The following is a 26,571-nucleotide window of genomic DNA, read 5'->3' as shown; positions in this document are numbered from 1 at the left end:
GGTTTATTCCAGACGGGATTGCGATCTGTGACAGTGACAGCTTACTGCCGTTGACGGCAAACAGCCGTAAGGCGGTGATACTGATGGCGGCATGGTTGGGTAAGGCAAGGCTCATTGATAATCAGAGTGTCCCCTTGCCCTAAAAAAATCCCCCGTCTGCATCCGCTGACGGGGGAAGGCTTAGCTACGCAGACCACGCCCTCGTTGGATCAATGTCCATGCCAGCCAATAGAAAGCGGCAATAAACACCAGCAAAATGGCAATCGTCAGGGCAACCGGCACATCAGCGATCCCTAAGAAACCATAACGGAAGCCGCTGATCATATACACAATTGGGTTCAGCTTAGAAATTGCCTGCCAAACCGGCGGAAGTAATGACAGCGAATAAAACACCCCACCCAGATACGTCAGCGGTGTTAACACAAAGGTCGGGATCAGACTGATATCATCAAAAGTCCGAGCAAATACTGCATTTAGTAACCCTGCCAATGAGAACAAGATCGACGTTAGGATAATGGTCAGTGCCACCATGGGCCAGAAATAGACATGGAACGGCACAAAGAACAGCGAAATAGCGGTGACCAGAATACCGACACAGATACCACGTGCTACCCCTCCTCCGACATAACCAGCGATAATCACATGGGTCGGTACCGGAGCCACCAGTAACTCTTCAATGTTACGCTGGAACTTAGCACTGAAAAACGAGGCAGCCACGTTGGAGTAAGAGTTGGTGATCACCGACATCATAATCAATCCCGGTACGATAAACTGCATATAGCTAAAACCGTGCATATCGCCAATACGGGAGCCGATCAGATGGCCGAAAATCACAAAGTAGAGGGTCATGGTGATCACCGGCGGCACCAGTGTCTGGATCCAAATACGCATAAAGCGATGGATCTCTTTGCCCCAGATACTCTTCAGGGCTACCCAGTATAAATGCGCCATTAGTGCTCCTCCGCAGTGCCATTAACCAGACTGACAAACAGTTCTTCTAGTCGGTTCGCTTTATTACGCATACTCAGGACAGAGACGCCCTGCTCGCTCAATTGGCGGAACACCTCATTCAGTCCCTGCCCACGCATGACCTCGACTTCCAGCGTCACCGTATCAACGTGCTGACACGTGAAACCCTGCAGTAACGGCTGTGGTCCACCGGGTGCCAGATCAAGAATAAAGGTTTCAGATTTCAGCTTACCGAGCAGATTTTTCATCGAGGTATTTTCCACCAGCTCACCACGCTGAATAATCCCGATATTGCGGCACAGCATCTCTGCCTCTTCCAGATAGTGGGTAGTCAAAATAATGGTGGTCCCCTGCTCATTCAGCTCACGTAGGAAGGTCCACATTGAACGACGGAGTTCGATATCGACGCCAGCGGTAGGTTCATCAAGGATCAACAGTGCAGGTTCATGCATCAACGCACGGGCAATCATCAAGCGACGTTTCATCCCGCCGGACAGCATACGTGCTTTCTGATCACGTTTCTCCCACAGGTCGAGCTGACGCAGGTATTTCTCTGCCCGCAGCAGGGCTTCTTTACGCTCAACGCCATAGTAGCCGGCTTGGCTCACCACGATACGCAGCACCGTTTCAAATGGGTTAAAGTTAAACTCCTGCGGCACCAGCCCCAGCTGACGTTTGGCATTGACCTTGTCGCTGTCGAGGTCATGGCCAAACACACTGACCTTGCCGGAGGTTTTGTTGACCAGAGAGCTAATAATGCCAATAGTAGTGGATTTACCGGCACCATTCGGCCCGAGAAGGGCATAAAAATCGCCAGCACTGACGGTCAGATCTAACCCTTTCAGTGCATGGACGTTTTCGCCATAGGTTTTGGTCAGCCCTGAAATTTCCAGTGCATAAGTCATACCTGCTCCATCCCCGTCAAAATGACGTATATAAAGTTAACATATCGATTATTGCTGTCATGTTCACTGTCGCTCACGCAGCGACCTTTCAGCGTTCAGTCATCGCACTAAGGTGCGTATGCTGTCCGCGACGCTGTTCAAGCCAGGGTGACTGACTGCCGGAAGACGCTCCAGTCAGGACATTTCAGACGTGAGTAAGACCCAGAAGTCAAAACTGCCACAGTATAAAACAGGCCGGAAAAACCGGCCTGAAAGATTGTGCTATCGGTGACACAGAGATCAGGGTTCGAGGATCACCACTTTACCGACATACGGCAGATGGCGATAACGCTGAGCATAGTCAATGCCATATCCCACCACAAACTCGTCCGGGATAGTAAAGCCAACATACTCCACCGTCACGTCTACTTCACGGCGTTCCGGTTTATCCAGCAACGTGCAAATCGCCAGAGATTTTGGTTCGCGCAGACGCAGAATTTCTCGCACTTTACTGAGAGTATTACCGGAGTCGATAATGTCTTCGACAATCAGGACATCTTTACCACGGATATCTTCATCCAGATCTTTGATGATCTTCACATCTCGGGTGCTCGACATCCCGTTACCGTAACTGGATGCAGTAATGAAATCCACTTCATGAGACACATCTATGGCACGACACAGGTCAGCCATAAACATAAATGATCCACGTAATAAACCCACCAGCACCATATCATTACCGCGATCACGGTAGTCGGCAGTTATTTGCTGGCCCAGGGCAGTAATACGCTCTCGAATTTCCTGTTCAGAAATCATCACTTCAACGGTGTGTTTCATAATATCTCTTTCACTGAGTTTACTCAGTGTCACCTCATCAATGGCTGGAATTAAGACGGTGATGATCCTGCGATCACCGGCGGCGATTATCGCACAGACCGAATTTTCACGATAGCCTACGGGGGGATTAAGCTAGCACGCCGGCCGCTGTCAGCACCCGGCGTGTTTTATCGCAGGGTAGCGGTTTCAGCTGTCACTGACGGTAAAACCGAGCATCATGCCAGTATCTTCGTGCTCCAGCAGATGACAGTGCGCCATATAGGTATGCTGTTTGTCAGCGGTGTGTGGGAAGTTGACCAGCACCTCACTGGCACCTCCTTCCACCCGAACCATATCCTTCCAGCCCTGACGATGGGCAGCGACCGGCTTGCCGTTCTCCGACAGAATGCGGAACTGGGTGCCATGAATATGGAAGGGATGCAGCATCATGTCGCCCTTACCGCTGATCTGCCATACCTCTGACGTTTGGCGCGGCACATCAAAAGAAGGATGATTCATATCAAAGGCTTTACCGTTGATCTTATTGCCCTGATGGAAATCATAGGGCTGATTGGTATGGCTCTGCTGCCTACCCATCGCCATCCCCTGCATACCGGACATATTATCCATTTTCATGCCAGACATACCGTCGTGCTGATGTTCCCCCTGGTCCATTGACATTTCAGAGTGATCATCCATCGACATATTACCCCTCGCTTTCTTGCCATAGCGCGTCATCAATGCCGCCATCCCTTGCTGATCAAGGGTCTTATCCATCGACAACGTCAAGCGACGGTGTGTCATACCCTGTAAGGTCGTTTCGGGCGGTAATGACGGCAGGGTCGAGAGCTGATCCGGCAGAGTACTGCTGGCGGCAATGCGTAACGGCAGGATGCTGACCAGCGACAGCGGTGCATCATACGGCGGCAACGTCATGCCAACCTGATCGGTGGGTAAGGTCACGATGTCATAGGGTTTGCCATCGCTGCTGTCGATCATCACCTCAAAACGCTCACCTGGCATCATTGGCAGGGAATCCAGTCGTACTGGTTCCGCTAACAACCCCCCATCGCTGGCAATCACATACATTGGGCGGTGATCACTGGTGGAGATAATCAGGCTACGAGCATTACAACCGTTAAGCATACGGTAGCGTGTCCAGCCTCGCGGCACCGCCTGCTGAGGATAGTTCACCCCGTTGGTCAGCATCAGGTCGCCGAACCAGCCGACGGCAGCCCGCATAATATCCAACTGATAATCGACGTTCTTCCCATCAGGAGTCAGGTTTTTATCTTGGAAAATCAGTGGAATATCATCCACCCCCCACTCAATCGGCAGACGCAGTTTACTGATTTCATCATCATCGATGATCAGCATCCCCGCCAGTCCGTGTGCGACCTGAAAACCGGTGTGGCCGTGATAATGGGGATGATACCAACAGGTCGCAGCCTGCTGATCGGGGGTAAAGGTCACTTCCCGTCGACCTCCAGCAGCAATCAACTCTTGCGGACCGCCATCCACCTCACCACCGACTTTCAGTCCATGCCAGTGTAGGGTTGTCGCCATCGGCAGCGTATTATTAATATCAATGGTCACCGACTGATGCCGCTGTAGACGGATCGCCGGTCCCAATAGGCTACCGTTGTAACCCCAGGTTGGTACTGCTTTACCCATCCATTCGGTGCTACCGGCCATCGCTGTCAGGCGGATCCGCTGACGAATGTCCGGAGTAAGCAGAGTCGGGACAGGAAGTATCGGCCGTTGGTCCGCCATAAGGGTACGGCTCCAGCCAGAAAATAAGCCTGCGGCGGCACAGGCACTGCTCAGTTTCAGAAAGTCTCGACGCTGCATCACGAAGTTCCCTTAGACAATAATCGCATTTAGTAAGCATAAACCTTTACCCTGCAGGAAGGTCAAGAAAGACACAATGTGATGTCGGTCAAATAGATCGTCATCCGTCAGATATCTATGCTAACGTGAAGATCAGAATAGAAAGGGAATGACGATGACTAAAATTTTCAGGCTGCTGCTGCTATCGCTGTTATGGAGCGTCGCCAGCAACAGTTATGCACTGGATGATTCACAGGCCGACGATATGGCCGATTTAACCGCAGTATTTATCTATCTTAAAAATGACTGTGGTTATCAGGATATTCCCGATATCCAGATCCGTAATGCCCTGCTGTTTTTTGCCCGTGAAAATCACTGGGATCTGAGTAATTACAATCAGTTGAATATGCAACAACGAGGCGAGTCTAGCTATGAAGACCTCAGCGGGATCCCGGTTCCTGAATCCCTCAAATGCCAGTCATTGGCGAAAAACTCACTCAGCTTATTGGCTTACGCCAGTAAATAACGGTGATAGGATCTCTCCCACGGTGTTGCTTTTACCCTTAGATTTATTCAGAGGAGTCATTTGATGTCGCAGTCTAACCACTGGCATGAAACCCTACATGACGGCTTTGGACAGTATTTTACCGTCGATAAACAATTGTATCGGGATAAGACTGAACACCAGGACTTGGTGATTTTCGAGAACCGTGCTTTTGGCCGAGTGATGGCGCTGGATGGCGTGGTACAAACCACTAGCCGTGATGAATTTATCTATCACGAAATGCTGACCCATGTTCCTTTATTTGCCCACGGGGAAGCCCGCAGTGTACTCATTATCGGCGGTGGTGATGGCGGTATGTTACGAGAAGTCGCTAGACACCCAGGGGTAGAACATATCACCATGGTGGAAATCGATGAAAGCGTCGTTAGCTTCTGCCGCGAATATCTGCCAGAGCACAGTGCCGGTGCGTATGAAGACCCGCGCTTTACCCTAGTGATTGACGATGGGGTAAACTTCGTTAACCAGACCGATCAAACCTTTGATGTCATTATCTCTGACTGCACGGACCCCATCGGCCCCGGTGAGAGCTTATTTACCTCTGACTTCTATGCTGGGTGTCAGCGCTGTCTCAACGAAAACGGTATCTTTGTTGCACAAAACGGGGTCTGCTTTTTACAGCAGCAAGAAGCGATTAACAGTCATCGCCGTTTAACGCCTTACTTTTCCGATGTCAGCTTTTATCAGGCCGCTGTCCCGACCTACTATGGCGGAATTATGACGTTTGCCTGGGCGACCAATAACGATTCATTGCGCTATCTGCCGGTCGAACTCCTCGCCTCGCGCCTCAAAGAATCTGGCATAAAGTGCCGTTATTACACCCCTGCTATTCATCAGGGCAGTTTTGCATTACCGCAGTATTTACTGGATGCTCTGGAAGCAGAGTGATCGCATCGACTGAAGGAGGTGAACGAAATTGCAAAAGCTGAAACTACATGGCTTCAACAACCTGACCAAAAGCCTGAGTTTTTGTATCTACGATATTTGCTACGCCAATACCCCGGCAGAGCGTGACGGCTACATTGCCTATATTGATGAGCAGTATAACGCCAACCGACTGACTGAAATCCTGACCGAAACTTGCAATATTATCGGCGCCAATGTTCTGAACATTGCCCGTCAAGACTATGAACCCCAGGGCGCCAGTGTCACCATTCTGGTCAGCGAAGAGCCGGTCAATCCCGAGGATATCGATACCTCGGAGCACCCCGGTCCGTTACCAGATACGATTGTCGCCCATCTTGATAAAAGCCATATCTGCGTCCATACCTATCCGGAAAGTCATCCTGAAGGTGGGTTATGTACTTTCCGCGCCGATATCGAGGTCTCAACCTGCGGTGTGATCTCCCCGCTCAATGCACTGAATTACCTGATCCATCAACTGGAATCGGACATTGTCACTGTCGATTACCGCGTTCGGGGGTTTACCCGCGATGTGAATGGCATTAAGCATTTTATCGATCACGAAATCAATTCGATTCAGAACTTCATGTCGGACAATATGAAGTCGATGTATGACATGGTAGATGTCAATGTCTATCAGGAGAACATCTTCCACACCAAAATGCTGTTGAAAGAGTTTGACCTGAAGCACTACCTATTCCATACCCGACCAGAAGATCTCTCCCCGGCGGAACACCAGCGTATCACTCAGTTATTATGGAAAGAGATGCGTGAAATTTACTATGGTCGCAATATCCCCGCAGTCTCGATGAAATAAATCATCCCTGACCGGCGACTGCCGCCGGTCTCTTTCCTTAACTCATCAAACAATTCCCATACCACAGAGAAGATGATGTCAGTCGCTCCCGTGAGTATTCGTCAGAATGTTGTTAGCGGCGCTCAATAAATTTCTGGTAAGCATCCACCAATAAAAAGAAATCCTCGGTACCACAGAACGACAATGACTCTTGATCGTAATAACTCATCCCTTCCTCAAGCTCATCTGTGTCGAAGGAGAGTAGATTGGCACCGATCATCACTTCTTCATCGTCGATCCACAATGAATACTCTTTACCGGGCTTATGCCACTGATTACTGGTTCCTTTGACGGACGCAGCACCGGCACGCACCTCGTCCAGTACAGCCAGATCCCCACGAACTTCATCATTAAACCAGTGCCCCACCGCTTCATGATCCATCGACATCCGCACTATCACGTTGCCGGTCACATCGTGCACAAACTGGTATTCCATAACAGACTCCTGAACCTACTACTCGCTTCTACGCGACTGACTGCTGAAACGCTTACCTGACCCCATGCCCTGACTGCGGAGCCATAAAAAAAGCACAGCATAAGCTGTGCTTTGTTGCCTACGGCTATGATAACAGGTATCAGACGGCTGTCTGAAAAATTACGCCATCGGCTTTATCGGTATACTGACTGAGGCGGTCAAAGTTCAGATAGCGATAGGTATCGCTGGCCGTTTTGTCCACCTGCGCCATGTACTGCTGGTATTCTTCCGGAGTAGGCAATTTGCCGAGCAGCGAAGAGATGGCTGCCAGCTCTGCTGAAGCCAGATAGACATTGGCACCATTACCCAAACGGTTCGGGAAGTTACGAGTTGAAGTCGACACGACGGTCGCCCCCTCTGCCACTCGTGCTTGGTTCCCCATGCACAGTGAACAGCCAGGGATCTCGACCCGCGCACCGCTCTTGCCAAACACGCTGTAGTAACCCTCTTCTGTCAGCTGCGCGGCATCCATTTTGGTTGGCGGAGCCACCCATAGACGTGTTGGCAGCTGCCCTTTATGGTTGTCGAGCAATTTACCGGCGGCACGGAAGTGGCCAATATTGGTCATACAGGAACCGATAAACACTTCATCGATTTTCTCACCCTGTACCTCCGATAGCCAGCGCGCGTCATCTGGATCGTTCGGTGCGCACAGGATAGGCTGCGTAATCTCGTTAAGATCAATATCGATCACCGCGGCATAGTCTGCGTCAGCATCCGCTTCCAGCAATTGCGGATCGGCCACCCATTTTTCCATGCCCTGAATACGACGTTCAAGGGTACGACGGTCACCATAGCCTTCCGCGATCATCCATTTCAGTAGCACGATATTGGAGGTCAGATACTCAATGATCGGCGCTTTATCCAGCTTGATAGTACAACCGGCAGCAGAACGTTCTGCCGATGCATCAGACAGCTCAAAAGCCTGTTCGGCTTTCAGGTCAGGCAGACCTTCGATCTCCAAGATACGTCCAGAGAAGATGTTTTTCTTACCTTTCTTCTCAACAGTGAGCAGACCTTGCTTGATGGCATACAGCGGAATGGCATGTACCAGATCACGCAGGGTGATCCCCGGTTGCATTTTTCCGCTGAAACGGACCAATACCGATTCAGGCATATCCAGTGGCATCACACCGGTCGCCGCTGCAAATGCCACCAGACCAGAGCCTGCTGGGAAGGAGATACCAATAGGGAAACGGGTATGAGAGTCTCCGCCGGTACCGACGGTATCCGGCAGCAGCATACGGTTCAGCCAGCTGTGGATAATGCCATCCCCTGGGCGCAGAGAGACCCCACCCCGGTTCATAATAAAGTCGGGCAGGCTGTGCTGCATCTGCACGTCCACCGGTTTCGGATACGCGGCGGTGTGACAGAAGGACTGCATCACTAAATCTGCCGAGAAGCCAAGGCAGGCCAAATCTTTCAGTTCATCACGGGTCATCGGCCCGGTGGTATCCTGAGAACCTACCGAGGTCATCTTCGGCTCGCAATATTCACCCGGACGTACGCCAGTCACGCCACAGGCACGACCCACCATTTTCTGCGCCAGCGAGAAGCCACGGGTACTTTTTTCGACGGCTTTCGAGCTTAGGAAGACATCACTGGGCGCTAATCCCAGAGATTCCCGAGCACGGCTGGTCAGGCCACGACCAATAATCAGCGGAATACGGCCACCGGCGCGGACTTCATCCAGTAGCACCTCGGTTTTCAGGCTGAAGGTTTCAACCAGTTCGTCATTTTCATGGCGGCGTACTTCCCCTTTATAGGGATAGATATCGATAACATCGCCCATATTCAGGTTACTGACATCCACCTCAACCGGCAGGGCTCCGGCATCTTCCATGGTATTAAAGAAAATTGGTGCGATTTTACTGCCCAGTACCACACCGCCACCTTTTTTGTTCGGCACATAAGGAATATCTTCCCCCATAAACCACAGTACAGAGTTGGTCGCTGATTTACGGGAAGAGCCTGTCCCGACGACATCGCCGGTATACACCAACGGGAAACCTTTCTTCTGCAAGGCTTCAATTTGTTTGATCGGCCCAACGTTACCGGCATCATCCGGCTCAATCCCCTCACGGGCAATTTTCAGCATCGCCAGTGCATGCAAGGGAATATCTGGACGCGACCACGCATCTGGAGCCGGAGAAAGGTCATCGGTGTTGGTTTCACCGGTGACTTTGAAAACCGTTAAGGTGATTTTTTCGGCCAGTTTTGGACGCGACAAGAACCACTCCGCATCCGCCCAGGATTTCAACACCTGCTGCGCATAGGGGTTACCGGCTTTGGCTTTTTCTTCGACATCAAAGAAGTTATCAAACATCAGCAGGGTATGTGATAAGGCTTTGGCAGCCCCCGCAGCCAGTGTGTCGCTATCCAGCGCCTCAATCAGCGGATGGATATTATACCCCCCCTGCATGGTGCCTAGTAACTCAATGGCTTTCTCAGGGCTGAGTAGCGGAGAGACGGCGTCACCTTTGGCAATTGCCGCCAGAAACCCGGCCTTCACATAGGCGGCTTCATCAACGCCAGGGGGCACACGGTTAACCAGCAGATCCATCAGGAACGCTTCTTCACCGGCTGGCGGCGATTTTAGCAGTTCAACCAGTGCTGCCGTTTGGGAAGCATCCAAAGGTTTGGGGACAATCCCCAGCGCTGCACGTTCGGCAACGTGCTTACGGTATTCTTCTAGCACGACGTTCTCCTCACTCACATTGTAATGGCTTCCGGCCATCTGACTCTGCGTTATTTAGGGGATCAGGGCAGAGTTCAGAAGAGCGGGCCCGTTTTTGCAGCATATCAGGATCCCAAATCGTTGTTAATCTGTTTACAAAAAATCAACATTTAAGATCGGGTGATACGCTACCCGCAGACAGAGGTAATCAACTGAAAATTAATACATTAATTAAACTATCACTCTTTTACTGTGAAACATAAAGAAAAAGAATTCTCTGTCACAAGGTCATGGATCTGCAGTGCTCTCCTGTCGCTAAAATAGTTTACAGTGGTTGATGTCTGGTTGACGTTTGCGGTTCCCCTTGTCTGAAAAAGCCCTTATGATTTGCAGGGCTGTTTTGCGCGGATCTATTTTTCCACCGCCCCTCAGATACCGGAAGTTGCTCTGCCATACCCCCATGAACCGGCCACAGGCAGGCTCACTTTACGCCACACTGAGGACAGAAAATGTTGACTCACGCACTCTTTCCTCCCGGGGATCCCAAAAAAACCGGTTAATAGTTGCATTATGCGACCGCTCTCCCTTTTCTAAACCTGTCCCTTCAAGGAGCCAATAATGGACGATGACACGAGACGGCAACGTATTACGCGTTGCAGGAGGACGCCTGCCTGACGTCTGCAACGCATCTCAGTTTTTGCTGTACAGCACCGCGCTAACCGGTACTGACAGCCTGATATGGATAATGATGAGATGACTCAGATACTGAATACCCGCCCTTACCCGCACTCTGCAAAGCCTACCGAACCGTCTGATCGCACCGGTATTGCTCGACATATCGCCACCAGCAGCGAAACCACCCTTCGGCAATTAAATACCTGCGCAGAGGGCTTATCCACTGAGGAGGCAAGCCATCGCTTGCAATGTCAGGGTGCTAACCAAATCACTCCCCATAAAGCGCCTCCTGCCTTACTGCAATGGTTGCTGGCGTTTCATAACCCCTTTATCTATGTACTGCTCGCTCTGGCCTGTGTCAGTTTTATTACCGATTTCTGGTTACCTTTTCGCGCCGGAAAACCTACCGACCTGACCAGCGTAACCATTATGAGCTGCATGGTGCTGTTCAGTACCCTGCTGCGCTTTATACAAGAATACCGCACCGGTAAAGCGGCCGAGGCGCTGAATGCCCTGATTGAAGTCACTGCCAGAGTACAGCGCTCCGATGATGCCGAGGAGATACAGTTACTGGCCTTGCCGCGCCAGCAACTGGTGCCAGGAGATATTGTCGAGATCAGTGCCGGGGATATGATCCCTGCTGACTTGCGACTGCTGGAAAGCCGCAATTTATTGGTGAATCAGTCCGCCCTCACCGGTGAGACACTGCCGGTCGAAAAGCAGGCACGGCTGACAGCGCAGTCTCCCGTAGATGAATACGGCGAACACCGCTTACTGAATGAACCGGCTATTGCCCTGATGGGCACTAGCGTTATCAGCGGATGCGCCCGGGCGGTGGTGGTCGCCACCGGCAACCAAACGTGGTACGGCTCTCTGGCTCGGCAAATCGCCGCGGCACCGCCGCCAACCGCCTTTGATAAAGGGGTCAACAGCGTCAGCTGGCTACTGATCCGTTTTATGGGGGTAATGGTGCCGGTGGTGTTTGTGATCAACGGACTGACCAAGGGTAACTGGACCGATGCACTGTTTTTCTCCTTGGCTGTTGCCGTCGGCCTCACCCCAGAGATGCTGCCGATGATCGTCAGCACCAACTTGGCAAAAGGCGCTATGGCACTGGCTGCCCGAAAAGTGGTGGTAAAACGCATCCATGCTATCCAGAACCTCGGAGCGATGGATGTACTGTGCACCGATAAAACTGGGACCCTTACCGACGATAATATGGCATTGGTCAGCACGCTGAACCCGCAGGGTGAGGCGGATAGCCGGGTCGCGGAACTGGCTTGGTTGAACAGTTACTATCAGCAAGGCATCAGTAATCCGATGGATCGCGCAGTGATTAATTATGGGCGGCAACAGGGAATGAGCCGTCGTTTACAACATTTGCGTAAAGCCGATGAACTGCCCTTTGATTTTACCCGTCGTTGCTTGTCCGTATCGGTATTTAACGACCAAGGCTGCCCGTACATTATCTGCAAAGGGGCTAGCGAAGAGATGCTCGCACGCTGTAGTGAGCTGAGGGTATCAGAAGCCACGCAGCCTCTGACAGACGTCAAACGTCAGCACATTCGTGAGACCGTCGCGGGGTACAACCGTCAGGGTTATCGGGTACTTCTAGTGGCCACCCGCATCCTACCCGTAGAACAAGCAACCCGTCGTCTGTCCCAGGGTGACGAGCGGGAACTGACCCTCAACGGTATGTTGTTATTCCTCGACCCAGTAAAACCAGGAGCGCAGGCGGCGCTTACCGCGCTGAAGGAACTTGGTGTGGCGGTAAAAGTCCTGACTGGAGATAATGCTGAGGTTAGTGCTAAGATCTGTCAACAGCTTGGGCTGGATACCGGTACTCCTCTCACCGGTCCGCAGCTTGCCGCCATGGACGATCCTCAGCTGAAAGCGCTACTGCCCCAGCATTCACTGTTTGCACGCCTTACCCCCAGCGACAAAACCCGACTGGTGACGCTGATGCAACAAAGCGGACACACCGTCGGCTTTCTCGGTGATGGGATCAACGATGCCGCCGCACTGCATCACGCGGATGTGGGGATTTCCGTCGAAAATGCTACTCAGGTTGCCCGTAGCGCTGCCGATATTATCCTGTTGGAGAAAGACCTAAATGTACTAGAACAGGGAGTACGCACCGGTCGTCAAACCTTCGGTAATATCATTAAGTATCTGAATATCACCGCCAGTGCTAACTTTGGGAATGTCTTTTCAGTACTGATCGCCAGTGCTTTTCTGCCCTTTTTGCCGATGCTAGCCATTCAACTTCTGCTGCAAAACCTGATCTACGATGTTTCTCAGATGGCACTCCCTTGGGATCGGATGGACGATGAATTTGTTGCCCAGCCGCGTAAATGGGATGCCGGTAATATCGGTCGCTTTATGCTAGTGATGGGACCACTCTCTTCACTGTTTGATGTAGCGACCTTTGTGATCATGTGGCATCTGTTTGCTGACGCTGGCAGTAGCATGGCTTCGTTGTTCCAGTCGGGCTGGTTTGTGGAAGGGCTGTTATCCCAAACTCTGGTGGTGCATATGCTACGCACTCGCAGGATCCCTTTCCTGCAAAGCTGTGCTCGCTGGCCCGTTCTGGTCAGTACCCTGCTGGTGGTGGTTATCGGCATCGCCCTGCCTTACAGCGGATTGGCCCACAGTATCGGTCTCACCCCGCTGCCCCTCGATTACTTTCCTTGGCTGCTGCTGATCCTTAGCAGTTATTGCCTGCTAAGCCAGGGCACCAAACAGTATTACTGCCGTCGCTTTGGACAGTGGTTCTGACACAAAAAACGGCTCCCGTGGGAGCCGTTTTTTATTACCGTCAGCGATTATTTCTTTTTCGCTTTCGGGTTAGGCAGGTCAGTGATGCTGCCTTCAAAGATTTCCGCAGCCAGACCGACCGACTCATGCAGTGTCGGGTGAGCATGGATAGTCAGAGCAATATCTTCGGCATCACAGCCCATCTCAATCGCCAGACCGATTTCACCCAACAGCTCACCGCCGTTAGTCCCGACAATCGCCCCGCCAAGGATACGGTGAGATTCTTTGTCGAAAATCAGTTTGGTCATACCGTCGGCGCAGTCGGAAGCAATCGCCCGTCCTGAGGCGGCCCACGGGAACACAGAAACTTCGTAGCTGAGGCCTTTTTCTTTGGCTTCTTTCTCGGTCAGTCCTACCCAAGCAACTTCTGGCTCGGTATAGGCAATAGAAGGAATGACTTTAGGATCGAAGTAATGTTTCTTACCGGAAATCACTTCTGCGGCAACATGACCTTCATGCACCCCTTTGTGCGCCAGCATCGGCTGACCGACGATATCGCCAATCGCAAAGATGTGGGGAACATTGGTACGCATCTGCTTATCGACATTGATAAAGCCGCGGTCATCGACCTCTACACCCGCTTTACCGGCATCAAGGCTCTTACCATTCGGCACACGACCGATAGCCACCAGCACTGCGTCATAGCGCTGAGGTTCAGTAGGCGCGTTTTTACCTTCCATCGACACGTAGATACCGTCTTCTTTGGCTTCCACGGCTGTCACTTTCGTTTCCAGCATCAGGGTAAACTGTTTGCTGATACGTTTAGTGAACGCTTTCACCACGTCTTTATCGGCTGCCGGGATCACTTGGTCAAACATCTCAACCACGTCAATTTTGGATCCCAGAGCATGGTAAACGGTCCCCATTTCCAGACCGATAATACCACCGCCCATCACTAGCAGACGTTCCGGCACATTTTTCAGTGCCAGCGCGTCGGTAGAATCCCAGACACGCGGATCTTCATGAGGGATGAAAGGTAACTGCACCGGACGGGAACCGGCCGCAATAATGGCATTATCAAAAGTAATGGTGGTTGCGCCGCCTTCACCTTCCACTTGCAGGGTATTGGCGCCGGTAAATTTACCGATACCGTTGACCACTTTAACTTTACGGCCTTTCGCCATACCTGCCAGGCCACCGGTCAGCTGATTGATGACTTTATCTTTCCAGCTGCGGACTTTATCGATATCGGTCTGTGGCTGACCAAAGACAATGCCATGGGCTTCCAGAGCTTTGGCTTCTTCGATCACTTTAGCAACGTGCAGTAACGCTTTAGAAGGGATACAACCTACATTCAGACAGACACCGCCCAGGGTGCTGTAGCGTTCAACCAGAACGGTTTCCAGGCCTAAGTCCGCACAACGAAATGCAGCGGAATAGCCCGCAGGGCCTGCACCAAGTACCACGACTTGGGTTTTAATCTCTGTACTCATCATGACCTCTTATTTGACTGTCCGACAGTCCGACGTCAGTAGTTATCAATGATTACGGCCGGCCACCACCGGTCCGCATGTAGCGCAAGAGTTTACAGAATTGTTAACAAACTGCAAACGGCTTTCTTATAACCCGATTGTCACCTTGGAAGGGTTCATGGCCCCCTACTGCTCAGCGATACGGCTGAACAGCACTGAGGCCGGGGAAGCCCGGCCTCAGTGAGATTACATCACCAGACGGCGAATATCTGACAGCACTTGGTTGATATAGGTAATAAACCGAGCACCGTCTGCCCCGTCAATAACACGGTGGTCAAACGACAGCGACAGTGGCAGCATCAGGCGCGGCGTAAACTCTTTGCCGTTCCAAACCGGCTTCATCGCCGATTTAGAGACGCCAAGAATGGCCACTTCTGGCGCATTGACGATTGGCGTGAACGAGGTTGTCCCCAGCCCGCCCAGGCTTGAAATCGTAAAGCATCCGCCCTGCATATCGCCGGAGGTCAGTTTACCGTTACGGGCTTTTTTCGAGATTTCCATCAGTTCACGGGATAACTCGATAATGCCTTTTTTGTTCACGTCACGGAACACCGGAACCACCAGACCGTTAGGTGTATCCACCGCTACACCGATATTAACGTATTTTTTCAACGTTAAACGTTGCGCGTCTTCAGAAAGTGAACTGTTAAAACGCGGGAAAGCTTCCAGCGCTTTCGCCACGGCCTTCATAATGAACACCACCGGCGTGATTTTTACGTCCAGCTTCTGCTTTTCAGCATCGATATTCTGCTGTTTACGGAAGGCTTCCAGTTCGGTGATGTCCGATTCATCAAAGTGCGTGACGTGCGGGATCATCATCCAGTTACGGCTCAGGTTCGCTCCAGACAGTTTCTGGATACGGCCCAGCTCCACTTCCTCAACTTCACCGAATTTACTGAAATCGACTTTCGGCCATGGCAACATACCAGGCATTCCGGCAGACGCCGTGCCCGCAGTTTCGGCACGTTTGACCGCGTCTTTCACATAACTCTGCACGTCTTCACGCAGGATACGGTTTTTACGCCCAGTGCCCTTCACTTTCGCTAAGTTGATGCCGAATTCACGGGCCAAACGACGGATAACCGGCGTGGCGTGGACATAGGCCTCGTTTTCGGCGAAATCACTTTTTTCCGCTGCGGCAGGTGCTGCCGTAGGTTTAGCGGCGGCAACTGGCGCGGCGCTGGTTTTCTCTGCAGCAGCCGGTTGTGCTGCTGGGGCGGCCGGAGCGCTACCCGCTACTTCAAATACCATCATCAGCGAGCCGGTGCTGACTTTATCGCCGGTGGCAACTTTGATCTCTTTAACGACCCCAGCAAACGGTGCCGGCACTTCCATGGAGGCTTTATCGCCCTCCACGGTGATCAGTGACTGTTCGCTTTCGACGCTATCGCCAACCTTGACCATGATTTCGGTCACTTCGACTTCATCACCGCCGATGTCTGGGACATTGACCTGTTTGCTGCTCGTGCCCGCAGAGGCAGCCGGTGCAGCCGCAGCGGACGGCTTGGCGTCTGCCACAGGTGACTCACCGGAAGACGCGATGTCGAACACCATAATCAGTGAACCGGTGCTGACTTTATCACCAGTAGTGACTTTAATTTCTTTCACTGTGCCGGCAAACGGCGCCGGAATTTCCATGGAGGCTTTATCACCTTCCACGGTCAGCAGCGACTGTTCGGCCTGCACGCTGTCACCGACCTTGACCATGATTTCAGTCACCTCGACTTCATCACCGCCAATGTCCGGTACCTGTACTTCTCGGGTGGCAGTTTGTGTCGCAGGCTGTACATTGGCTTGCGAGGCTGCCGCTTGCTGTGCTTGTTCGGCCGGCGCTGGAGCATCATCCGCGGCTTCAAAGATCATAATCAGTGACCCGGTTTCCACTTTGTCACCGGTCGCGATTTTAATCTCTTTTACCACACCCGCCTGCGGTGAAGGCACCTCCATCGATGCCTTATCGCCTTCTACGGTGATCAGCGACTGCTCCGTTTCCACGCTGTCGCCCACTTTCACTAGAATTTCGGTCACTTCAACTTCGTCAGCACCGATATCCGGGACCTTGATTTCAATTGCCATCAATCTTTACCTCTTATGCCAGACGCGGGTTGACTTTATCCGCATGGATATCAAATTTGCGGATCGCTTCTGCGACCACACTCTTATCAATCTCACCACGTTTCGCCAGTTCACCCAGAGCAGCCACCACCACATACGACGCATCCACTTCGAAATGATGACGCAGGTTTTCACGGCTGTCTGAACGACCGTAACCATCGGTCCCCAGTACACGGTAGTCGCTGGCCGGAATATAGTTACGTACCTGCTCAGCAAACAGTTTCATATAGTCGGTAGACGCCACGGCTGGCGCATCGCTCATCACCTGAGCAATATAAGGTACGCGCGGTGCTTCGGTCGGGTGCAACATGTTCCAACGCTCACAATCCTGACCGTCACGGGCCAGTTCAGTGAAGGAGGTCACACTGTAGACATCTGAACCCACGCCATAGTCTTTAGACAGGATCTCTGCCGCTTCACGGACATGACGCAGGATAGAACCCGAGCCCAGCAGCTGAACTTTCCCTTTGTTTCCTTCCAGCGTATCCAGCTTGTAGATCCCTTTACGAATACCTTCTTCCGCGCCTTCCGGCATGGCAGGCATATGGTAGTTCTCGTTCAGGGTGGTGATGTAGTAGTAAACATTCTCCTGCGCTTCACCGTACATACGCTCCAGACCGTCATGCATAATCACCGCCACTTCATAGGCGTAAGCTGGGTCATAGGAGATGCAGTTAGGGATAGTCAGAGACTGAATATGACTGTGACCATCTTCGTGCTGCAGGCCTTCACCGTTAAGGGTGGTACGGCCGGAGGTTCCCCCAACCAGGAAGCCACGGGCTTGCTGATCGCCAGCAGCCCAGCACAAATCACCGATACGCTGGAAACCGAACATCGAATAGTAGATGTAGAACGGGATCATCGGCAGATCGTTGGTGCTATAAGAGGTTGCCGCCGCCAGCCAAGAGGCACCGGCACCCAGTTCGTTGATCCCTTCTTGCAGGATCTGACCTTTTTCGTCTTCTTTATAGTAAGCAACCTGCTCACGGTCCTGCGGCGTATACTGCTGACCGTTCGGGCTGTAGATACCGATCTGACGGAACAGGCCTTCCATACCAAAGGTACGGGCTTCATCCGCGAGGATAGGCACCAGACGATCTTTGATCGACTTATTCTTAAGCATCACGTTCAAGGCACGTACGAAAGCGATGGTGGTGGAGATCTCTTTATTTTGCTCTTCCAGTAATGGACGGAACTCTTCCAGAGACGGCATCTCCAGGGCTTCAGAGAATTTTTCCTGACGGCTTGGCAGGTAACCACCCAGTTTTTCACGCTGACCATGCAGGTAGTTGTACTCTTCCGAACCTTCATCAAAGGTCACATACGGCAGAGATTCCAACTGTTCGTCGCTGACTGGGACATTAAAACGATCGCGGATGTAGCGCACGCCATCCATGTTCATTTTCTTGACCTGGTGCGCAATATTTTTCCCTTCAGCGGTTTCACCCATACCGTAACCTTTGACGGTATGCGCAAGGATCAGTACTGGTTTACCTTTGGTGTCCTGTGCTTTTTTCAAGGCCGCATAGACTTTCTTCGGATCATGGCCGCCACGGTTCAGTGACCAGATCTGCTCGTCGGTCATGTCTTTGACCAACTCAGCGGTTTCTGGATACTTACCAAAGAAGTGCTCACGCACATAGGCGCCATCTTTGGATTTAAAGGTCTGATAATCACCGTCAACGGTTTCATTCATCAGCTGAATCAGCTTACCGCTAGTATCTTTACGCAGCAGTTCATCCCAGCGATCGCCCCAGATAACTTTGATCACTTCCCAACCGGCACCGGCAAAAATGCCTTCCAGTTCGTTAATGATCTTACCATTACCGGTGACCGGACCGTCCAGACGCTGCAGGTTACAGTTGATGATAAACACCAAATTATCCAGTTTCTCACGGGTCGCGATAGTGATCGCCCCTTTAGATTCTGGTTCATCCATCTCACCATCGCCGAGGAAGGCATAGACGGTCTGTGCCGCGGTATTTTTCAGGCCACGGTGTTGCAGATACTTCAGGAACTTCGCCTGGTAAATGGCTGACAATGGTCCAAGTCCCATAGAAACCGTTGGGAACTGCCAGAAGTCAGGCATCAGTTTCGGGTGAGGATAAGAAGAAAGCCCCTTGCCATGCACTTCCTGACGGAAGTTGTTCATCTGCTCTTCGCTCAGGCGACCTTCTAGGAACGCACGGGCGTAGATGCCTGGAGAGATATGGCCCTGGAAGTAGACCAGATCACCGCCATCCTGTGCAGTACGGGCACGGAAGAAGTGGTTAAAGCAGACTTCATAGACAGTGGCCGAGGATTGGAAAGAGGCCATATGACCGCCCAGTTCCAGATCCTTTTTCGAGGCACGTAACACTGTCATGATAGCGTTCCAGCGAATAGCTGAACGAATGCGTCGCTCCAGTGCCTGATTGCCCGGATATTCCGGCTCATCTTCAGCGGCAATGGTGTTGATATAGTCGTGAACCGTAGTACCGGCTGCGACATTAACACCACCCTTGCGAGCTGCGTCCAGTACCTGATCAATTAAGTACTGAGCACGTTCAACACCTTCTTCACGGATGACCGATTCGAGCGCCTGTAGCCAGTCGCGGGTTTCAATCGGATCCACGTCATTAGGTAAACGTTCTGACATGGGGCTTTTCCTTATCTGTGTCTAATACGTTGATTTTTCAGAGGCATACCTGAATGGCACTGGGCCGGAGAGTGTCAGGTAAACCCTTCTTAATTGCACATCCCGTGATGTACTTAAGCCTTGCGTTGCTGAAGACGTCGGAGAGACCGTGCCCGCCGGCTTTGTTCCCGGCTTCTTTCCAGCAATATTTCTTCAATAAACGCCAGGTGTGAGTGTGATTGTTCACGGGCTTTTTCGGGCTCACGTGCAATAATCGCCTCAAAAATTCTGGCGCGGTGCGCACTTACCTGCTCCAACATATCGCGGCGTAGGTAGAGTATTTCAAAATTCTGACGGACATTCTGCTCCAACAATGGTCCCATGGCGCGAACCAGATGCAGCAAGACCATATTATGGGCGGCTTCGGTGACGGTGATTTGATATTTAATGACAGCATCCGCTTCTTCATCGAGATTACCGCTGCTCTGGGCCTGCTGGATACGAAGATGGTGTTCACGGATACGTTGCAGATCTTCCTCTGTCCCCCGTAGGGCGGCATAATACGCGGCAATCCCTTCAAGTGCATGCCGTGTTTCCAGCAAATCAAAACGTGACTCTGCAGAATTGGCCAGTAGCCCTACCAATGGGTCACTCAAACTCTGCCACAGATCGCGCTGTACAAAGGTTCCTCCGCCCTGGCGGCGCAGTAGCAACCCCCTGGCTTCCAAGCGTTGGATCGCCTCGCGTACCGAAGGACGCGAAACCTCAAATTGCCGAGCCAGTTCACGCTCCGGCGGAAGTTGTTCGCCGGGGCGTAGTGAACCTTCCCTGATCAGCGATTCCAGTTGCTGTTCAATCGCATCGGAAAGCTTTGGCTGTCGGATTTTGCTGTACGTCATGCCGTAAAATATCAGTCCCTATCAACAGTCCGGATAATTGGTCATACCAATTACCATTTTACGGCGCTAAAGTAACAAAATATTTACCAGCTGTCCATAAAGGCTTCCTGCTGCCTTTACAGTATCTAATCTGGATCACATCCTAGATATAAGGTAAAAGGCAGTGAAGTATATCGCTTAAAGGCAAAAAATATCCATTTATTGCTAATTAAGCCGTTCCGTCAGCAATGTAATTTGTTCCCCACCGTTAAGCGAGACGCTACCCATAACGGCGGGATATCAACTTTTCCGCACTAAATATCAAAAGCCGAGTGCAAAGCGCACCACTTATCTTTATTCTGAACAGCGTCTGACGACAGACAGACGTCGGTGTTAACGGGTAAAATAATAATCAAAATCAGACATATGGCTGCTTTTCCCTGACAGGTAAGCAGCGGTGTTTATCATTACGAGGTTTTTATGGAAAAACAGCAAGAGGACGTGCTGAAAAGGGGGTTAAAAAACCGCCATATTCAGCTAATCGCTCTCGGTGGCGCCATTGGTACCGGCCTTTTTCTGGGGATCGCACAAACGATCAAAATGGCCGGCCCTTCCGTTCTGTTGGGATATGCCATTGGCGGCTTTATCGCTTTTCTGATCATGCGCCAGTTGGGTGAAATGGTGGTTGAAGAACCGGTTGCAGGTTCATTTAGTCACTTTGCCTATAAATACTGGGGCAGCTTTGCCGGTTTTGCCTCTGGATGGAATTACTGGGTTTTATATGTATTAGTCGCCATGGCAGAACTGACTGCTGTCGGGGTCTATATTCAGTACTGGTGGCCGGAAATACCGACCTGGGTCTCAGCGGCAGCGTTCTTTGTGCTGATCAATGCGATTAACCTCGGTAACGTTAAACTCTACGGTGAAATGGAATTCTGGTTTTCCATGATCAAAGTGGTTGCGGTGGTCGCGATGATCCTGTTCGGCGGCTGGATGCTGGTCAGTGGACATGGGGCAGCAGAAGCGTCGGTCACCAATATCTGGGCAATCGGCGGCTTCTTCCCACACGGCATTACCGGACTAGTCATGGCGATGGCAGTGATTATGTTCTCCTTCGGTGGCCTTGAGTTGGTCGGTATTACCGCCGCCGAAGCCGATAACCCAGAGCGCAGCATTCCGAAGGCCACTAATCAGGTGATCTACCGTATCCTGATCTTCTACATTGGCTCGCTGGCTATCCTACTGTCGCTCTATCCGTGGACCAAAGTCGTCGAAGGCGGCAGCCCCTTCGTACTGATCTTCCATGAGCTGGGCGATAGCCTAGTGGCAAATGCTCTCAACGTGGTGATCCTCACCGCCGCTTTATCGGTCTATAACAGCTGTGTCTACAGTAACAGCCGGATGCTGTTCGGTTTGGCTAAACAGGGCAACGGTCCAAAGATCCTGATGAAAACCGATCGCCGCGGTGTGCCTTATATGGCGCTTGGATTATCAGCGCTGGCTACCGCCATTGGTGTGTTGATTAACTACCTAATGCCAGCCAAAGCCTTCGGCTTACTGATGTCGCTGGTGGTCTCTGCGTTGGTGATCAACTGGGCGATGATAAGCTTGGCTCATCTGAAATTCCGTAAAGCCAAGGATCGTCAAGGGGTCAAACCGCGCTTTCCGGCGCTGTTCTATCCGGTCGGAAACTGGTTATGCCTGCTGTTCCTGATTGCTATCCTGGTGGTGATGGTGCTCACCCCGGGGATGGCTATCTCGGTCTGGTTAATTCCCGTATGGCTAGTGATCCTCGCCATTGGTTATGCGTTTAAGCAGAAAACAGTGTCGCACTGAACCGATCGGCAGACATAAAAAAGGGCCACTGTGCAGAGAACGCCAGTGGCCCTTTTTATTGCGCGCCTGCTACAGCAGTGCGCCGGTAATGGTCAGTAAGGCCACGATCACCACCAGCACCAAGGTAATACGTTTTGCCAGCGCTACCGCGATACGCGGTTTTTCAACCTTATCCTCGCAGGGATCACGTTCCAGAGAGAACTGTGCCAGCCGGGTCAGCACCTGATACGGGGTATGGCGGAAATCCTGCATGTATTTAAACCAGGCCGGCAGCGCTTTTTCACCATGGCCCAGCATGGCATAGGCTGCACCCGCTAACCGTACCGGGATCCAGTCGACGACAAACAGTATTCTTTCCACCCCTGATTGCTCCCGTTCGGCAGCACTGTGATGTTTCGCCAGCCAGCCCTGCCAGGCCCGTAAAAACGCATAGCCTACCAGTGTGACTGGCCCGTAGGCACCGCCCACCACAAACCAGAATAGCGGTGCCAAATAGAAACGGTAGTTAATCCAAAGTAAAGCATTCTGCAGTTCCCGCAGATAAACGCGCTCATTGGCGGTATCCGGTAAGCCATGGATCAGGCTCAGTTCTTCCGCCATCGCCTGATGAGCGACCTGATCATCCACACTGGCCGACTTCAGATAGGCATGATAATGCAAGCGCGTCACCCCGGCTCCGATACATAACACGCCGACCACTACCCACAGCAGCAGCGACGGGATACCAAATAAAAGCCCCTTCAGGCCATGCACCACCAGCAGGGTGATCAGCATCGCCAGCACCACCATACCGCCGGTCCGCATTAACGAGAAATGAGTCTGCCCACGAAACAGCGGGGTCAGTCGGCGTTCCAGTTGCCAGTGTTCTCCGAGCTTAAATAAACGCTCCCAGCACAACACCAGTAATAAGGTAAATAATGTCATTCTTTGTCGCCTTTCTGTCTGTGCAGCTCTGTTCAGGAAGTGGTTTTAACATCGATTTCATGGCGGTAACGGGCCCAATCAAAAGACTCGCCTGGATCGGTTTTACGACCTGGGGCAATATCACTGTGTCCGGTAATATCTTCAGCCTTGATCGAATAACAACGCATCAGTGTTTCAGTGACTCGGCACAGTGACTGATACTGTTCATCGGTATAAGGCTCAGTGTCCGTCCCTTCCAACTCAATGCCGATAGAAAAATCATTGCAGTTATCTTCCCCTTGATAGGACGATTGACCGGCATGCCAGGCGCGTTTATCAAACGCCACATACTGCACAATCTCACCATCGCGCCGGATCAAGCAATGGGCGGCCACTTTTAGGTGGGCAATCTCCTGAAAATAGGGATGCGCCTCTGGAGATAAGGTGCCGGTAAACAGCTGATCGATCCACGGACCTCCGAACTGACCGGGGGGGAGACTGATATTATGGATCACCAGCAACCGCGGAACGACCTCATCAGGACGCTCATTAAAATGCGCGGATGGGACTTTTTTCGCGGCGCTCAACCAGCCGGATTCCAGTTTCATTGCGGTCATCTCTTCCTGCCTGATATCGAAAAAATCAACAAAACGGCCATGATAGGGCTTCTGTCTATAAGGAACCAGTGTTGACAACACATAGTTACGCTATTCAACTGGTGACTAGCAATACATCAGGCTACAGTATTTAGCTCTGTGACTAAAGGAGCAACCCTTGTTATGCCTGTCAGCCCAATCGTTTCACAGCACTGTAAGCGACAGTTACGTGAACGCGCGCACAATGAAATTTTGCAGGCGGTTCGCCAGAGGATAAAATCCCCCACAACCCTCTCACATCCCATCGACCGTGCCCTGATGTCTACCAATCAGACTGCGCAGGCCACTATTATCAGCGAGCGGGACGGAATTTTTTGTGGTCGCCATTGGGCAGAGGCGGTCTTTAACGCTATTGACCCCACTCTCACCCTGACGTGGCAAGTGGATGATGCAGTCGCCATCACTGCCGGACAAACCCTAGCAACGGTGAGCGGCCCAATAAGCGCTATACTGGCCGCAGAAAGTACTGCCCTGTGGTTCTTACAGCGACTCTGCGGCGTCGCGTCCGTATTCGCGCAAACACTGAATGCCGTCGCCGGTGCTGACTTGCGGGTGCTTATCGGTATCAATGATACCCCCGCCCTCACCGCATCACTAAAATATGCCATGCTCTGTGCCGATACCGGTTTCCAACGCGTGGATGTGAATGATCCCATCCCGGTAACCGCTAACCATATCTCTGCCTGTGGCTCACTGACGGCAGCCATGGAAAATGCTCGCTGGCTGGACCCTGATCGTCCGGTGGAGGTTGCGGTCAGCTCACTCAAGCAGTTTCATCAGGCCCAGCAAGCTGGTGCCGATCTGATTTTACTGCAAGGTTTCTCGCTGCCACAACTCAGCACCCTGCCTACGGCACTGCCGGGGCTGACGCTGGTGGTGGACGGCCCGTTCGACACGCAGCAGTTTCAGGCACTTGCCCACTGCGGGATTGAATACCTCTCCGCCACCGCGCTGGTAAGCCAACAACCACTGGCAATTCGTCTTAGCCTTACTCCTACCAGTTAATTGTTCTGAGTGCGGTCGTCGTTATTCGCCGCACTTATGCGTACTCTATTTTTAAACCTGATGCTTACTTTCTTTGAATTGTGAATAGCATCAATAATACTCAGTATAAAAGCAGTGATACTAGCAACTTCTTTATTATTTATAATGCGTTTTGATCGTTATCGAGATAACAGTATGGATACTGTAGAAGAATTAAATGGAACCTATTTCTATTCAGACACTTCAAATCTCAGCGCAGGAGAACTTTTCTTTTGGATTATGATAGATGAAACGTCAGAGTATTTTGGTATCAAAGATATTGCTGCAGTCACTGCGATATATTCAGGCAGCAATACTCTCACTGTTACAGGAAAGTTTGCTGGAGCCACTCCGGTGACATCTGTCGCCTCCTTACTCTCCCGAAAACTGTTTAGGGCGACAATGATGCCAATTAGACTGCCGACATGGGTAGGATTTCCTCCGAATGTAAAACGGATTATGACGTATAAACTCAGCACTTTTATAGGCAGGAGTCTGCCTGTCGTGGGATGGGTCATCATTGCCAGTGACATTGTCATCATCACTTTTAGGGCGGTTAGCAAATACAATACCTTGGCACATCCCGCAGATTGTCTTTAGCAGGCTATTATGGATAATCGACAGCAACAGATTATTGACTGGTATAACGAAAACTGGAATATGCGACTATTGCCCTTTTTCAAAAAACCAGTAATCACTCCTGATACTAGCCTTTCTACCGGTAACTATCCCTGGGTTCGGGAGGATGCGGAGGAGATCCTCTGTCACTATTTTACTTTTTTTAATGTTGAACGCCGTGGTTTTACTCTGGCGCTTTACTGGCCAAATGAAGAAGTTTTTATGCCGCTTAATATCTTACGGGCAGAAAATCGAAAGTGGAAATGGAAACAGCCAAAACCTTTGACATTAAAAATGTTAGCGGAATCTGCAAGCGCTGGGTATTGGCTTTATGATTAAAAGGATATTCAGTTATGGCAATTCCAGCACATTTATGGCTTAAAGATGATGACGGGAAATTAATTAAAGGAACATGTGATATCGCTGACCGAGAGGACAGCATAGAAATTATAAGTTTCAGCCATGGTATGCACCTTCCCACAGATCCGACTACCGGTAAAATAACCGCACCCCGTATCCACTCACCGATGTTGTTAGAGAAAGAGTTTGATTCTTCTTCTCCCTCTCTTCACAAAGCGGTTGCGACCGGGCAAACACTCTGTAGCGCCGAGATAAAGTGGTACCGTATTAATGACGCAGGTCAGGAAGTTGAGTATTTCAATATGTTCCTCGAAAATGTCAGGGTCGTCGCGATAACACCGGTCATGTACAACACTCGGACTGTTGAAAAATGCAATCACCTAGAATGCATTGAATTACGTTATGAACGCATCACATGGCGCTATTGCGAGGGTAACAAGCAGTACACTGACGCTTGGAATGAACGAATAACCGCATAGTGCCTTTTACAGAATCACCCTGTGCAGCACAGCGTATGCGCATAATACACTGCGAGCCGCCTCAGAGAACGGTGAGCGTTTATGTTTGCGACGCGGGTTTATAACGGGAACGATCGCGAAACCGTGGTCTGCCTGCTGAAAGCTTAGCCG

General features: G+C 51.3%; 22 protein-coding genes. 10 read left to right on the top strand and 12 right to left on the bottom strand.

What is annotated here, in order from left to right; genetic code table 11:
- Positions 1–143 (top strand): pantoate--beta-alanine ligase (locus DW47_RS17325; RefSeq protein WP_173391602.1); only part of this gene is annotated, 143 nt, incomplete at its 5' end.
- Positions 144–180: 37 nt separating this feature from the next.
- On the opposite strand, the gene DW47_RS0101995 is transcribed toward DW47_RS17325, so the two are convergent.
- The 4 genes from DW47_RS0101995 to cueO all read right to left on the bottom strand — a co-directional run bounded on the left by DW47_RS0101995 (position 181) and on the right by cueO (position 4,520).
- Positions 181–951, bottom strand: coding sequence for an ABC transporter permease (locus DW47_RS0101995; RefSeq protein WP_029684655.1), 771 nt, complete (start codon positions 949–951; stop codon positions 181–183).
- Positions 951–1,874, bottom strand: coding sequence for an ABC transporter ATP-binding protein (locus DW47_RS0101990; RefSeq protein ID WP_029684654.1), 924 nt, complete (start codon positions 1,872–1,874; stop codon positions 951–953). Before DW47_RS0101990 ends, DW47_RS0101995 begins: the two co-directional genes overlap by 1 nt.
- A 279-nt stretch (positions 1,875–2,153) precedes the next feature.
- A complete protein-coding gene (gene hpt, locus DW47_RS0101985) occupies positions 2,154–2,690 on the bottom strand; it encodes a hypoxanthine phosphoribosyltransferase (protein ID WP_029684653.1) in 537 nt (178 codons plus the stop codon).
- A 186-nt stretch (positions 2,691–2,876) separates the two neighbouring features.
- Positions 2,877–4,520: a multicopper oxidase CueO gene (gene cueO, locus DW47_RS0101980; protein ID WP_029684652.1), complete on the bottom strand. Its 1,644-nt coding sequence runs from the start codon at positions 4,518–4,520 to the stop codon at positions 2,877–2,879.
- A gap of 154 nt (positions 4,521–4,674) precedes the next feature.
- On the opposite strand from cueO, the gene DW47_RS0101975 reads away from it, so the two are divergent.
- The 3 genes from DW47_RS0101975 to speD all read left to right on the top strand — a co-directional run bounded on the left by DW47_RS0101975 (position 4,675) and on the right by speD (position 6,781).
- Complete coding sequence (locus DW47_RS0101975) at positions 4,675–5,025, top strand: YacC family pilotin-like protein (RefSeq protein ID WP_029684651.1); 351 nt, start codon at positions 4,675–4,677, stop codon at positions 5,023–5,025.
- A 63-nt stretch (positions 5,026–5,088) separates the two neighbouring features.
- Positions 5,089–5,949, top strand: coding sequence for a polyamine aminopropyltransferase (speE, locus tag DW47_RS0101970; protein ID WP_029684650.1), 861 nt, complete (start codon positions 5,089–5,091; stop codon positions 5,947–5,949).
- Between the two features lie 28 nt (positions 5,950–5,977).
- On the top strand, positions 5,978–6,781 hold the full coding sequence (speD, locus tag DW47_RS0101965) for an adenosylmethionine decarboxylase (RefSeq protein WP_029684649.1): 804 nt from the start codon (positions 5,978–5,980) through the stop codon (positions 6,779–6,781).
- 112 nt (positions 6,782–6,893) lie between these two features.
- Here the strand turns inward: speD and DW47_RS0101960 are convergent, their stop codons facing one another.
- Positions 6,894–7,256 carry a YacL family protein gene (locus DW47_RS0101960; protein WP_029684648.1) on the bottom strand — a complete coding sequence of 121 codons (363 nt, stop codon included), beginning with the start codon at positions 7,254–7,256 and terminating at the stop codon, positions 6,894–6,896.
- 139 nt (positions 7,257–7,395) lie between these two features.
- Entirely contained in the window at positions 7,396–9,993 is a 2,598-nt protein-coding gene (acnB, locus tag DW47_RS0101955) for a bifunctional aconitate hydratase 2/2-methylisocitrate dehydratase (protein WP_152473122.1), read from the bottom strand.
- Positions 9,994–10,725: 732 nt separating this feature from the next.
- Between acnB and mgtA the strand changes: the two genes are divergently transcribed.
- A complete protein-coding gene (gene mgtA, locus DW47_RS0101950) occupies positions 10,726–13,425 on the top strand; it encodes a magnesium-translocating P-type ATPase (protein ID WP_029684646.1) in 2,700 nt (899 codons plus the stop codon).
- 47 nt (positions 13,426–13,472) lie between these two features.
- Here mgtA and lpdA read toward each other — a convergent pair whose 3' ends face one another.
- The 4 genes from lpdA to pdhR form a co-directional block, all read right to left on the bottom strand.
- Positions 13,473–14,897: a dihydrolipoyl dehydrogenase gene (gene lpdA / locus DW47_RS0101945; protein ID WP_029684645.1), complete on the bottom strand. Its 1,425-nt coding sequence runs from the start codon at positions 14,895–14,897 to the stop codon at positions 13,473–13,475.
- A gap of 225 nt (positions 14,898–15,122) precedes the next feature.
- Complete coding sequence (gene aceF / locus DW47_RS0101940) at positions 15,123–17,012, bottom strand: pyruvate dehydrogenase complex dihydrolipoyllysine-residue acetyltransferase (RefSeq protein ID WP_029684644.1); 1,890 nt, start codon at positions 17,010–17,012, stop codon at positions 15,123–15,125.
- A 13-nt stretch (positions 17,013–17,025) separates the two neighbouring features.
- Positions 17,026–19,689 (bottom strand): pyruvate dehydrogenase (acetyl-transferring), homodimeric type, encoded by a 2,664-nt coding sequence (aceE, locus tag DW47_RS0101935; protein WP_029684643.1) that lies wholly within the window; start codon positions 19,687–19,689, stop codon positions 17,026–17,028.
- 113 nt (positions 19,690–19,802) lie between these two features.
- Positions 19,803–20,567 (bottom strand): pyruvate dehydrogenase complex transcriptional repressor PdhR, encoded by a 765-nt coding sequence (gene pdhR, locus DW47_RS0101930; RefSeq protein WP_029684642.1) that lies wholly within the window; start codon positions 20,565–20,567, stop codon positions 19,803–19,805.
- Between the two features lie 459 nt (positions 20,568–21,026).
- Between pdhR and aroP the strand changes: the two genes are divergently transcribed.
- The gene (aroP, locus tag DW47_RS0101925; protein ID WP_029684641.1) at positions 21,027–22,382 is read left to right on the top strand and encodes an aromatic amino acid transporter AroP; all 1,356 of its coding nucleotides are present in this window, start codon (positions 21,027–21,029) and stop codon (positions 22,380–22,382) included.
- Between the two features lie 69 nt (positions 22,383–22,451).
- On the opposite strand, the gene ampE is transcribed toward aroP, so the two are convergent.
- Both ampE and ampD read right to left on the bottom strand, forming a co-directional pair.
- Complete coding sequence (gene ampE / locus DW47_RS0101920; RefSeq protein ID WP_029684640.1) at positions 22,452–23,306, bottom strand: beta-lactamase regulator AmpE; 855 nt, start codon at positions 23,304–23,306, stop codon at positions 22,452–22,454.
- A gap of 32 nt (positions 23,307–23,338) precedes the next feature.
- Positions 23,339–23,893 (bottom strand): 1,6-anhydro-N-acetylmuramyl-L-alanine amidase AmpD, encoded by a 555-nt coding sequence (gene ampD, locus DW47_RS0101915; protein WP_029684639.1) that lies wholly within the window; start codon positions 23,891–23,893, stop codon positions 23,339–23,341.
- 171 nt (positions 23,894–24,064) lie between these two features.
- Between ampD and DW47_RS0101910 the strand changes: the two genes are divergently transcribed.
- From DW47_RS0101910 to DW47_RS0101895, 4 genes are all read left to right on the top strand, one after another.
- The gene (locus DW47_RS0101910) at positions 24,065–24,946 is read left to right on the top strand and encodes a beta/alpha barrel domain-containing protein (RefSeq protein WP_029684638.1); all 882 of its coding nucleotides are present in this window, start codon (positions 24,065–24,067) and stop codon (positions 24,944–24,946) included.
- A gap of 174 nt (positions 24,947–25,120) precedes the next feature.
- A complete protein-coding gene (locus DW47_RS0101905) occupies positions 25,121–25,564 on the top strand; it encodes an STM2901 family protein (RefSeq protein WP_029684637.1) in 444 nt (147 codons plus the stop codon).
- Positions 25,565–25,573: 9 nt separating this feature from the next.
- Complete coding sequence (locus DW47_RS0101900; RefSeq protein WP_029684636.1) at positions 25,574–25,921, top strand: DUF1493 family protein; 348 nt, start codon at positions 25,574–25,576, stop codon at positions 25,919–25,921.
- A gap of 14 nt (positions 25,922–25,935) precedes the next feature.
- The gene (locus DW47_RS0101895; RefSeq protein ID WP_029684635.1) at positions 25,936–26,421 is read left to right on the top strand and encodes an Hcp family type VI secretion system effector; all 486 of its coding nucleotides are present in this window, start codon (positions 25,936–25,938) and stop codon (positions 26,419–26,421) included.
- Positions 26,422–26,571: the final 150 nt, after the last annotated feature.

This window comes from Tatumella saanichensis, from assembly GCF_000439375.1.
Lineage (GTDB): Bacteria > Pseudomonadota > Gammaproteobacteria > Enterobacterales > Enterobacteriaceae > Tatumella > Tatumella saanichensis.
Note: the sequence above shows the minus strand (reverse complement) of the source record. Positions and strands in the feature narration are given on the sequence as shown.

Excerpts from the sequence above, each read along its gene's own strand:
- DW47_RS0101995 (WP_029684655.1), bottom strand. The coding sequence starts at position 951 with ATGGCGCATTTATACTGGGTAGCCCTGAAGAGTATCTGGGGCAAAGAG.
- DW47_RS0101990 (WP_029684654.1), bottom strand. The coding sequence starts at position 1,874 with ATGACTTATGCACTGGAAATTTCAGGGCTGACCAAAACCTATGGCGAA.
- hpt (WP_029684653.1), bottom strand. The coding sequence starts at position 2,690 with ATGAAACACACCGTTGAAGTGATGATTTCTGAACAGGAAATTCGAGAG.
- cueO (WP_029684652.1), bottom strand. The coding sequence starts at position 4,520 with ATGCAGCGTCGAGACTTTCTGAAACTGAGCAGTGCCTGTGCCGCCGCA.
- DW47_RS0101975 (WP_029684651.1), top strand. The coding sequence starts at position 4,675 with ATGACTAAAATTTTCAGGCTGCTGCTGCTATCGCTGTTATGGAGCGTC.
- speE (WP_029684650.1), top strand. The coding sequence starts at position 5,089 with ATGTCGCAGTCTAACCACTGGCATGAAACCCTACATGACGGCTTTGGA.
- DW47_RS0101960 (WP_029684648.1), bottom strand. The coding sequence starts at position 7,256 with ATGGAATACCAGTTTGTGCACGATGTGACCGGCAACGTGATAGTGCGG.
- mgtA (WP_029684646.1), top strand. The coding sequence starts at position 10,726 with ATGACTCAGATACTGAATACCCGCCCTTACCCGCACTCTGCAAAGCCT.
- lpdA (WP_029684645.1), bottom strand. The coding sequence starts at position 14,897 with ATGAGTACAGAGATTAAAACCCAAGTCGTGGTACTTGGTGCAGGCCCT.
- aceF (WP_029684644.1), bottom strand. The coding sequence starts at position 17,012 with ATGGCAATTGAAATCAAGGTCCCGGATATCGGTGCTGACGAAGTTGAA.
- aceE (WP_029684643.1), bottom strand. The coding sequence starts at position 19,689 with ATGTCAGAACGTTTACCTAATGACGTGGATCCGATTGAAACCCGCGAC.
- pdhR (WP_029684642.1), bottom strand. The coding sequence starts at position 20,567 with ATGACGTACAGCAAAATCCGACAGCCAAAGCTTTCCGATGCGATTGAA.
- aroP (WP_029684641.1), top strand. The coding sequence starts at position 21,027 with ATGGAAAAACAGCAAGAGGACGTGCTGAAAAGGGGGTTAAAAAACCGC.
- ampE (WP_029684640.1), bottom strand. The coding sequence starts at position 23,306 with ATGACATTATTTACCTTATTACTGGTGTTGTGCTGGGAGCGTTTATTT.
- ampD (WP_029684639.1), bottom strand. The coding sequence starts at position 23,893 with ATGAAACTGGAATCCGGCTGGTTGAGCGCCGCGAAAAAAGTCCCATCC.
- DW47_RS0101910 (WP_029684638.1), top strand. The coding sequence starts at position 24,065 with ATGCCTGTCAGCCCAATCGTTTCACAGCACTGTAAGCGACAGTTACGT.
- DW47_RS0101905 (WP_029684637.1), top strand. The coding sequence starts at position 25,121 with ATGGATACTGTAGAAGAATTAAATGGAACCTATTTCTATTCAGACACT.
- DW47_RS0101900 (WP_029684636.1), top strand. The coding sequence starts at position 25,574 with ATGGATAATCGACAGCAACAGATTATTGACTGGTATAACGAAAACTGG.
- DW47_RS0101895 (WP_029684635.1), top strand. The coding sequence starts at position 25,936 with ATGGCAATTCCAGCACATTTATGGCTTAAAGATGATGACGGGAAATTA.